This is a genomic window from Micromonospora sp. RV43 (assembly GCF_001029515.1).
GTDB classification, from domain to species: Bacteria; Actinomycetota; Actinomycetes; order Mycobacteriales; family Micromonosporaceae; genus Micromonospora; species Micromonospora aurantiaca.
The window spans coordinates 1-9,826 of sequence record NZ_LEKG01000226.1 but is presented as its reverse complement, the minus strand read 5'-3'; the positions used below and the strand labels follow the sequence as shown (position 1 = coordinate 9,826).

The window sequence follows — 9,826 nt, the reverse complement described above, 5'->3', positions numbered from 1 at the left end:
CACCCTGTTGAGTTCTCAAAGAACAACCACACACCAACCAGAAGCACCGCCACCAGCGGAACCCCCAGCCGGGGCATTTCGTTCAACCACCCGCCGCTCTCGCGCCGGGCACTTTTACTACGTTACCCGGTGGTTTCTGCCGTGTCAAACCGGTGTCAACCAGTTTGTCGTGCGTCACCTTTTACCGGGCACCCCGATTCAACCGACTTCCGTCGGTCGTTCCGAGGAATTCGGTAGGCCGGCCGCCCGCGGTTTTCCCGCTGGCCCGTCCGTTTCCCTACCGGCCGAGAACCTTACCCGGTCGGTTCCGCCTCGCCAAATCCGCCTCCCGGCGAATCCGGGGCACCACCCGGTTCTCAGGTCCTGCGCTCCGGCCTTCCAGGTCTTTCGCCCTGTTTCGTCCGTTCCGCGCTGGCAGAGAGAAAGTTACGCGCCCAACGGAGTGATCGTCAAATCCGCTGGGCGCGTCCCGCGTCACACAGTCGACAGGCGGCTATCCGCGCAGCTCGACGCCCGCAAACGAGCGCTTGCCCCGGCGCAGTACGAGGTAGCGGCCGTGCAGCAGGTCGTCCGCCGACACGGTGGCGTCCACCTCGGAGATGCGCGTGTTGTTGACGTACGCGCCGCCCTCGGCGATGACCCGCCGTGCCTCCTTCATGCTCGGCACCAGGCCCGACTCCTTGAGCAGGCCGGCCACGTCCGGCAGCTCGTCGAGGTGCACCAGGCCGGCCTCGGTCAGCGCGGCGCGCAGCGTCTCCGGGGCCAGCTCGTCGAGCGAGCCGCGCCCGAACAGCGCCTGGCTCGCGGCGACCGCCTGGGCCGTCTCCCGCTCGCCGTGCACGAGCGTGGTCAGCTCCTCGGCGAGCGCCCGCTGGGCCAGGCGCGCCTGCGGGCGTTCCGCTGTGGCCTTCTCAAGTTCCTCCAGCTCCTCACGGGAGCGGAAGCTGAAGTACCGCAGGTAGCGGCTGACGTCCCGGTCGTCGGCGTTGACCCAGAACTGGTAGAACGCGTACGGGCTGGTCATCTGCGGGTCGAGCCAGACCGTGCCGGTCTCGCTCTTGCCGAACTTGGTGCCGTCGGCCTTGGTGACCAGCGGCGTGGTGAACGCCTCCACCGGCCCGGCGCCGCGCCGCCGGATGTAGTCCACCCCGGCGGTGATGTTGCCCCACTGGTCGGAGCCGCCGTACTGGAGCCGGCAGCCGTGCCGGCGGTGCAGCTCGAAGTAGTCGTTGGCCTGGAGGAGCTGGTAGCTGAACTCGGTGTAGCTGATGCCCGTCTCCAGCCGCGCCTTGACCACCTCGCGGGCGAGCATCTTGTTCACCGGGAAGTGCTTGCCGACGTCCCGGAGGAACTCCACCACCGACATCTCGCCGGTCCAGTCCAGGTTGTTGACCAGTTGCGCCGCGTTCTCCCCGGAGTACGTGACGAACGGCGAGAGCTGCTCGCGGATGCGCTCCACCCAGCCGGCGATCACCTCGGGCGGGTTCAGCGTCCGCTCCGCGCTCTCCTTCGGGTCGCCGATCTGCCCGGTGGCGCCACCGACGAGCAGCAGCGGACGGTGCCCGGCCTGCTGGAGCCGGCGGGCCATGACGACCTGCATCAGGTTGCCGATGTGCAGGCTCGGCGCGGTGGGGTCGAAGCCCACGTAGAAGGTGGTGCTCCCGCCGTCGAGCAGCTCGCGCAGTTCGTCGAGGCCGGTCGAGTCCTGGATCAGGCCCCGCCACAGCAGGTCGTCGGTCAGGGAGTCCCGCCCCTGCGGGAGGTTGCTGTCGGTCACGGTCACCGATTCTCCCCCATTCCCGGGCCCGGCCCGTACCGGGTTTGCCGAGGTGCGGCCGACTAGGCTGGCGGCGCCGTCGAACGCGAGGAGGAACCGCGGTGGACATGCCGAACATGACCGGTGGCTTCGTGGCCCTGCTGGGCCTGACGTTCGACGAGGTCAGCGGGGACCGGGTGGTGATCCGCTGGAAGGTGCGCCCGGAGCTGCACCAGCCGTACGGGATCCAGCACGGCGGCGTCTACTGCTCGGTGGTGGAGACGGCGGCGAGCATCGGTGGCGCACTCTGGCTGGGCGACAAGGGCAACGTGGTCGGGGTGTCGAACCAGACCGACTTCCTGCGCGCGGTGCGGGACGGCGAGCTGACGGCTGTCGGCACGCCGGTGCACCGGGGCCGCAGCCAGCAGCTCTGGCTCGTGGAGATCACCGACGTCGACGGCCGGCTGGTGGCGCGCGGTCAGGTACGGCTGCAGAACCTCACCGCCGCCTGACATCCGCGGGCTCGCCGATTCAGCCCGAAAAGGGGCACTGACGCCGATATCGTCGCCTCGGTGAGGACATCCGCTCCCGATCCGACGTGAGGAAGCTGTTCGCCGCCACGCTCGGCGTGCTGTCGGCGGTCGGCGGCTTCGTCGACATCGGTGACCTGGTGGCGGCCAGTCAGGCCGGCGCGCTGTTCGGCATGGCCCACACCTGGGTGCTGCTGGTCGGGGTGGTCGGCATCTGCGCGTACGCGGAGATGGCCGGCCGGATCGCGGCGGTGAGCGGACGGGCGGTGTTCGACCTGGTCCGGGAGCGTCTCGGGCCGCGCGTGGCGCTGCTCAACCTGGTCGCGTCGTGGCTGGTCACGGTGGTCACGCTCGCCGCGGAGCTGGGTGGGGTGGCGTTGGCGCTGCAACTGGCGACCCGGCTGAGCCACCTGTTCTGGGTGCCGCTCGCGGCGCTGGCCGTCTGGCTGGTGCTGTGGCGGCTGCGGTTCGAGCTGATGGAGCGGATCTTCGGCCTGGCCGGGCTGACCCTCCTGGTGTTCGCTGTCGCGCTGGTGGCGCTGCCGACCGACTGGCCGGCACTCGGGCAGGGCGTGTGGCAGGTCAGCGCGTCCGGGCACGGCTGGCCGCTGTACTGGTTCGTGGCTGTGGCGTTGTTCGCCTCGACTGTGAGCCCGTACGAGGTGTTCTTCTTCTCCTCCGGCGGCGTCGAGGAGCGGTGGGGCGCGGCGGACCTGGCGCGGGCCCGCTCGAACGTGCTGATCGGTTTCCCGGTGGGCGGGTTCCTGGCGTTGTCGCTGGTCGCCGTGGCGACGGTGGCCTACCACCCGTCCGAGGCGTCGTTGGGCACGCTCGACGAGGTGGCGCGGCCGGTGGCGACGGCGCTCGGCGGCGCCGGCCTGGCCGCCGCGGTGCTGGCGTTCTTCGCGGTGACGTTCGGCGCGGCGCTGGAGACCGGGCTGTCGGCGGCGTACGCGGCGGCGCAGTACTTCGGGTGGCAGTGGGGCAAGCGGGTCCGCCCTCGGGAGGCGGCCCGGTTCCACAGCGTGCTGCTCGTCGGTCTGCTGCTCGGTGTGGTGATGCTGATGACGACTGTGGACCCGGTGCGGCTGACCGAGTACATGCTGGTGCTGAGCGCGGTGGTGCTGCCGCTGACGTACCTGCCGATCCTGGTCGTGGCCAACGACCGCGGGTATCTCGGCGACCGGGTCAACGGGCGGTGGCTGAACCTGCTCGGCGCGGTGTTCCTGCTGCTCATCGTCGCGGCCTCGGTGGCGGCGATCCCACTGGCGATCATGACGGGGATGGGGCCATGAGGGTTCAGCTCGCCAGGCGGCTGCTCGACCGGCAGATCGTCGACGTGGACGGGTTGCTGGTCGGGCGCGTCGACGACATCGCGTTCGCCGTCGACGACGAGGGCTACCCGTACGTGGACAGCCTGCTCACCGGGCAGGGCGCGCTCGGCGAGCGGATCGGCGGGCGGGTCGGGCGGCTGCTGGTGGCGGTGGCGGACCGGTTCACCGACGACCCGCCGGTGCCGCCGTTGCGCGTACCGCTGTCCCAGGTCGCCCGGGTGGACAGTGCGGTGCGGCTGCGCTGCCCGGCGACGGACCTGCCGCCGTCACCGGTGGAGGCGTGGCTGCGCCGGCACCTGATCGAGCGCATTCCGGGGTCCGGTCGTGCGAGCGGGTGAGCTGCTCGGCCGCACCGCGTACGACCTGCACGGGCGGCGGCTGGGCCGGGTGGTGGACGTGGTGGTGCGCGGCGGGTGGCCGCCGGACCGGCTGCGGATCACCGACGTGATCGTCGCCGGGCACTGGTGGACCCGGGTGATCAGCCGGCTGATCGGCCCCGAGCTGCACCCGTCCGGGCCGTGGCTACTGCGGGTGATCGCCCGGTTGGTCGGGCGGAGCACCCGCCAGCTGCCCGCCGACGCGGTGCAGCTGCTTCCACCGGTGCCCGGCTTCCCGTTCGGCCCGCCGGCCGGGCACCGTTGAGCCGGGTGCCGGGGGCCCGGCCGGGGCCGGTCAGCGGCGTGCCTCGTCGAGTTCGGGGGCGTCGGCCGGGCCGGCGGCGCCGTCGGTGGTGTCGCCGTCCGGGGAGCCGTCGTGGCGGCCGCGGCGGCGGACGTGCACCTCGGTGATGGCCCGCTGGTCGACGCCGGCCACCGACAGCTCCCAGCCGTCCACGGTCACCTGCTCCCCCGCCACCGTCGGGATGTGCCCGAGGCAGATCAGCACCAGCCCGGCGACAGTGGTGTAGTCGCCGGCCGGCCGGTTCGGCAGCTCCACGCCCAGGTCGGTCAGGTCATGCACCGGGAACGTGCCGGGCAGCACCAGCGTGCCGTCGGCCTCGGTGCGCACGGCGCGCAGGTCCCGGTCGGTCTCGTCGTAGATCTCGCCGACGATCTCCTCCAGGATGTCCTCCAGCGTCACGATCCCGTCGACCGCGCCGCGCTCGTCGACCACGAGCGCGATGTGCTGGCGCTCGGCCTTGAACTGGCGCAGCGCGTCGACCACCGGCAGCGAGTCGGGCAGCAGCATCGGCGGTCGGGCGATCTCGTCGACCGGCCGGTCGTCGGAGACGCCGACCAGGTCCCGCAGGTGGATCACGCCCACCGCCTCGTCCAGGCCGCCGTGGCGGACCACCGGCGCCCGGGAGTGGCCGGTCGCCGCCAGGACGAGCCGCGCGGCCTCCGCGGTGGTGCCGCTGTCGAGCGTGAAGACCTGCAACCGGGGTACGAGCACCGCCCGCAACTGCCGGTCGGCGATCTCCACCGCGCCGGCGATGATCGTGCGCTGTTCCTTGGTGAAGCCGTGGTTGCCGGCCACGATGTCGCGCAGCTCGTCCGGGCCGATCTCGTCCGGCTCGGCCTTCGGGTCCAGGCCGAACAGGCGTACCACCAGGTCGGTGGTCGCGCCCAGCAGCCAGACGGCGGGCCGGGTGATGCTGGACAGCACGTTCAGCGGACGGGCCACCAGCAGCGCCCACCGCTCGGCCGACTGCATGGCGATCCGCTTCGGGGCCAGCTCACCGAAGACGAGCGTGACGAACGTGAGCACCAGCGTGACAGCGACGATGGCGACGGTCTCGGCGGCGTTGCCGAAGACGCCCAGCAGCGGGACGAGCGGCCGGGCCAGGGACACCGCGGCGGCGGCGGAGGCCAGGAACCCGGCGAGTGTGATGCCGATCTGGATCGTGGCCAGGAACCGGTTCGGGTCCTTCGCGAGACGGGCGAGGGTCCGTCCGCCGCGGCTGCTGCGCTCCAGCCGCTGCACCTGGCTGTCGCGCAGGGAGACCAGGGCCATCTCGCTGCCGGCGAACACCGCGTTGAGGATCACCAGCACACCGACCAGGGCAAGCTGGCTCCAGTAGCTCTGCACGACCGGTTATCTCCCTCGGCCCGATCCGGGTCGGCCGATGGCCGACTCGCCGGCCGGTAGATCCGGTCGGCGTGGCCCTCTGTTGCCCCGCGGGCCCGCGCCTGAATCCTGTGTGATCACTGAGCGTCGGGCGGCGGGTGCCGAGTTCACCCGCTCGTGGCGGGGGCCGGCAGGTCGAGCACGTACGCGCCGCCCTCGGGGCGGAACCCGAGCCGGTGGTAGTAGGGGGCGATCATGCCGGGCGGGCTGACCACCCGGCGGAAACCCCGGTCGGTGAACAGCCGGCTGCGCCGGTAGACGAACTCCCCCGGCGTGAAGTCGCGGAACGGCGGTGTCACGTAGTCCAGGTCGATCTGGGCCACGCCGCCCGGTTCGGCGTGCGAGAGCATCACGCCGACCACCTCGTCGGCGCGTACCACGAGGAACGCCGAGCGGTCGGCGGCGGCCGGATCCCAGTGGAAGCCCGGGTTGAACCGGGCGATGTCGGCGGCGTGCACCCGCAGCGTGTGCGCCAGGAACGCGTCACCGGTGCCCACCTCGACCACCTGGTAGGTCTGCTCGTCGTGCCGGGTCGCCAGCAGCTTGCGCAGGTACCAGACGTTGATCACGGCGAGCACCACGTTCAGCCCGACCATCGGCCAGACCTGCACGGCGGTGTTGTAGCCGATCAGGATGAGGCAGCCGACCAGGTTGAGCGCGCGCAGCCGCAGGATCCGGGTCTGCAGCAGGGACCAGACCAGCAGCGCGGAGCCGGCCCAGCCGACGAGTTCCAGCCAGTTCACCCGGGGAGACTAGCGGTCTGCCTGGTCAGCCCCCTCGGCGGGCAGCTCCAGGACGTACTCCTCGACCTCGGTGCCGCGGCCCGCGGCGTACCCGGAGTCCTCGCCGATCACGACGAAGCCGCACTTGCGCAGCACCGCGAGCGAGGCGGCGTTGTCCTTCGCGGCGCGGGCGTGCAGCGGCCGGTGCGGCACCTCGCGCAGCAGCGCGCGCAGCGCGGCGGTGGCGTGGCCGCGCCCCCAGTGCGCCGCGTCGATCCAGTAGCTGACCTCGGTCTGCTCGCCGACCGGGAACGCGGCCACCCGCCCGACCAGCCGGCCGCCGACGACGACGGCGCGGTTCACGATCCGCTCGTCGGCGCGGATGCGCGCCCAGTGCGCGTCGAACGCGGCCCGGTCGGACGGGTCCTTCGGGCCGAACGCGGCCATCCAGTTCGCCTGCGGGTCCTGCTCGTGGGCGAAGAAGGCGGGCAGGTCGTCGTCGCGCACCGGGCGGAGCAGCACCTCGTTGGTCACGGCCGGAACGATACGGGCACCCCCCGACACTCTCGGGACCTCCGGCCCGGTGTGTGTCCCGTCCGGCCCTGCCGCGCCGCCGCCCGGCCCGGCTACCAAGGAGGTGGAACGACTCAGCCGAGGAGGCCGGACCATGTCGAAGTACGTCTACGACTTCATCGAGGGTGACCGCAGCCGGGCCGACCTGCTCGGCGGCAAGGGCGCGAACCTCGCCGAGATGACCCGGCTCGGGTTGCCGGTGCCGCCCGGGTTCACAGTCACCACCGACGCGTGCCGGGCGTACCTGGCCACCGGTGCGCCGCCGGACGGCCTGTACGAGGAGATCAACGCGCATCTGCGGGAGGTCGAGGCGCGGCTGGACCGGTGGCTGGGCGACCCACGTGACCCGCTGCTGCTGGCGGTGCGCTCCGGCGGGCGGTACTCGATGCCGGGGATGATGGAGACGATCCTCGACATCGGGCTCAACGACGCCACCGTGGCCGGGCTGGCCGCCCGCACCGGTGACGAGCGGTTCGCCTGGGACTCGTACCGGCGGCTGATCCAGATGTTCGGCCGGACCGTGCACGGCATCCCGGCCGAGGAGTTCGAGCACGAGCTGGCCGCGCTGCGGGCCACCGCCGGGCCGGGCGGGCCGGGCGCCGACCAGTTGCGCGACCTGGTCGAGACGTACAAGAAGATCTTCACCCGGCACGTCGGGCACGATTTCCCGCAGGCCCCGCACGAGCAGCTGTTCCTGGCCGTGCGCGCGGTGTTCGAGTCCTGGCACTCGGAGCGGGCCCGGATCTACCGGCGGCAGGAGCGCATCCCGGACGACCTGGGCACCGCCGTCAACGTGATGGCGATGGTGTTCGGCAACCTCGGCCCGGACTCGGGCACCGGTGTGGCCTTCACCCGCGACCCGGCCACCGGCGCCCCCGGCGTGTACGGCGACTACCTGACCGACGCGCAGGGCGAGGACGTGGTGGCGGGCATCCGCAACACGGTGCCGCTGACCGAGCTGGAGCGGCTGGACCCGGCGAGCTTCCACCGGCTGCGGGAGATCATGGCGACGCTGGAGCGGCACTACCGCGACCTGTGCGACGTCGAGTTCACCATCGAGCGCGGCCGGCTGTGGATGCTCCAGACCCGGGTCGGCAAGCGCACCGCGGCGGCGGCGTTCGTGATCGCCGCGCAACTGGCCGAGGAGGGCCTGATCACGGCCGACGAGGCGCTCACCCGGGTCAGCGGGGCGCAGCTCGCCCAGCTGATGTTCCCGGCCTTCGACGCCGTCGGCGCGCCCGAGCCGCTCGCGGTCGGCGTCGGCGCCTCGCCCGGCGCCGCGGTCGGGCGGGTGGTGTTCGACTCCGCCGCCGCGGCGGCGGCCGACGGACCGGTGATCCTGGTCCGGCCGGAGACCAACCCGGACGACCTGCCCGGCATGATCGCCGCGACCGGGGTGCTCACCTCGCGCGGCGGGAAGACCTCGCACGCCGCGGTGGTGGCCCGGGGCATGGGCCGGACCTGCGTGTGCGGCGCCGAGGCGCTGGGCATCGACGTCGAACGCGGCGAGTTCACGGTGGGCGAGCAGGTGGTGCGCGCCGGCGACGCAATCTCGATCGACGGCACCAGCGGGCGGATCTGGCTCGGCGAGGTGCCGGTGCAGCCGTCGCCGGTGGCCCGGTACCTGACCGGTGAGCTGCGGCCGGAGGCCGACCCGCTGATCGCCGCCGTGCACCGGCTGCTCGGCCACGCCGACGCGGTCCGCACGCTCGGCGTCCGCGCCAACGCGGACACCCCGGACGACGCCCGCCGGGCCCGCGAGCTGGGCGCCGCCGGGATCGGGCTGTGCCGCACCGAGCACATGTTCCTCGGCGAGCGCCGGGCACTGGTCGAGCGGCTGATCCTGGCCGACGGCCCGGCCGAGGTCGGCGCCGCGCTGGACGAGCTGCTGCCGTTGCAGCGGGCCGACTTCCTCGGACTGCTCACCGCGATGGACGGGCTGCCGGTGACCGTCCGGCTGCTCGACCCGCCGCTGCACGAGTTCCTGCCTCCGCTCGCCGAGCTGACCGCCCGGGTGGCGGGCGCGCAGGCGCGCGGCGAGGAACCGGGCCACGACGGCGTGCTGCTGGCGGCGGTGCGGCGCATGCACGAGACGAACCCGATGCTGGGGCTGCGGGGCGTACGGCTCGGGCTGGTGGTGCCGGGCCTGTTCGCGATGCAGGTGCGGGCGCTGGCCGAGGCGGCCGCGCAGCGGGTCCGGGCCGGCGGTGACCCGCGCCCGGAGATCATGGTGCCGCTCGTCGGTGACGTGCGGGAACTCGCCGCGGTGGCGGACGAGGCACGGCGGGTGCTGGCCGAGGTGCCTGACGCACCGGATATCCCGGTCGGCACCATGATCGAGACGCCCCGGGCGGCGCTGACCGCCGGGGACATCGCCGCCGAGGCGCACTTCTTCTCCTTCGGCACCAACGACCTGACGCAGATGACCTGGGCGTTCTCCCGGGACGACGTGGAGGGCGCGTTCTTCTCCACGTACCTGGAGCGGGGGATCTTCCCGGTGTCGCCGTTCGAGAGCATCGACGCCACCGGCGTGGGCCGGCTGGTCCGCCTCGCCGTCGCCGAGGGGCGGGCGGCCCGGGCGGACCTGACCGTCGGCGTCTGCGGTGAGCACGGCGGCGATCCGGACTCGATCGGGTTCTTCGCCGACGCCGGGCTCGACTACGTCTCCTGCTCGCCGTACCGGGTGCCGGTGGCGCGGCTGGCCGCCGGCCGGGCCGCTGTCGAGGCCCGCACCGAGAAGTCCGACTCCCGCTAGGAGGGCAGCACCATGACCGCCATCTTCAACCCGACCGGACCGGCTGTCACGCCGCTCCCCCGGCCCGCGCCGCCGCAGGCCGCGACTCC

At 72.7% G+C, this 9,826-nt stretch carries 9 protein-coding genes; 5 read left to right on the top strand and 4 right to left on the bottom strand.

Going from position 1 to position 9,826, the window contains the following annotated elements; translation table 11 throughout:
• Positions 1 to 493: 493 nt before the first annotated feature.
• On the bottom strand, positions 494 to 1,777 hold the full coding sequence (tyrS, locus tag ABD52_RS33870; RefSeq protein ID WP_047894421.1) for a tyrosine--tRNA ligase: 1,284 nt from the start codon (positions 1,775 to 1,777) through the stop codon (positions 494 to 496).
• 107 nt (positions 1,778 to 1,884) lie between these two features.
• Here tyrS and ABD52_RS33865 point away from each other — a divergent pair, with 107 nt between their 5' ends.
• The 4 genes from ABD52_RS33865 (at position 1,885) to ABD52_RS33850 (ending at position 4,262) form a co-directional block, all read left to right on the top strand.
• Positions 1,885 to 2,268 (top strand): PaaI family thioesterase, encoded by a 384-nt coding sequence (locus ABD52_RS33865; RefSeq protein ID WP_200905281.1) that lies wholly within the window; start codon positions 1,885 to 1,887, stop codon positions 2,266 to 2,268.
• Positions 2,269 to 2,354: 86 nt separating this feature from the next.
• Positions 2,355 to 3,581: an NRAMP family divalent metal transporter gene (locus tag ABD52_RS33860; protein ID WP_030271094.1), complete on the top strand. Its 1,227-nt coding sequence runs from the start codon at positions 2,355 to 2,357 to the stop codon at positions 3,579 to 3,581.
• Positions 3,578 to 3,958: a hypothetical protein gene (locus ABD52_RS33855; RefSeq protein WP_013285570.1), complete on the top strand. Its 381-nt coding sequence runs from the start codon at positions 3,578 to 3,580 to the stop codon at positions 3,956 to 3,958. The genes ABD52_RS33860 and ABD52_RS33855 overlap by 4 nt, the downstream gene beginning before the upstream one ends.
• The gene (locus tag ABD52_RS33850; RefSeq protein ID WP_013285569.1) at positions 3,945 to 4,262 is read left to right on the top strand and encodes a hypothetical protein; all 318 of its coding nucleotides are present in this window, start codon (positions 3,945 to 3,947) and stop codon (positions 4,260 to 4,262) included. The genes ABD52_RS33855 and ABD52_RS33850 overlap by 14 nt, the downstream gene beginning before the upstream one ends.
• Positions 4,263 to 4,292: 30 nt before the next feature.
• Here the strand turns inward: ABD52_RS33850 and ABD52_RS33845 are convergent, their stop codons facing one another.
• The 3 genes from ABD52_RS33845 to ABD52_RS33835 form a co-directional block, all read right to left on the bottom strand.
• Positions 4,293 to 5,648: a hemolysin family protein gene (locus ABD52_RS33845; RefSeq protein ID WP_047894419.1), complete on the bottom strand. Its 1,356-nt coding sequence runs from the start codon at positions 5,646 to 5,648 to the stop codon at positions 4,293 to 4,295.
• A gap of 146 nt (positions 5,649 to 5,794) precedes the next feature.
• Positions 5,795 to 6,430, bottom strand: a complete 636-nt coding sequence (locus tag ABD52_RS33840) for a hypothetical protein (protein ID WP_013474930.1) — start codon at positions 6,428 to 6,430, stop codon at positions 5,795 to 5,797.
• A 9-nt stretch (positions 6,431 to 6,439) separates the two neighbouring features.
• Positions 6,440 to 6,943 carry a GNAT family N-acetyltransferase gene (locus ABD52_RS33835; RefSeq protein ID WP_047894418.1) on the bottom strand — a complete coding sequence of 168 codons (504 nt, stop codon included), beginning with the start codon at positions 6,941 to 6,943 and terminating at the stop codon, positions 6,440 to 6,442.
• A 133-nt stretch (positions 6,944 to 7,076) separates the two neighbouring features.
• On the opposite strand from ABD52_RS33835, the gene ppdK reads away from it, so the two are divergent.
• On the top strand, positions 7,077 to 9,737 hold the full coding sequence (gene ppdK, locus ABD52_RS33830) for a pyruvate, phosphate dikinase (protein WP_047894417.1): 2,661 nt from the start codon (positions 7,077 to 7,079) through the stop codon (positions 9,735 to 9,737).
• Positions 9,738 to 9,826 lie beyond the last annotated feature (89 nt).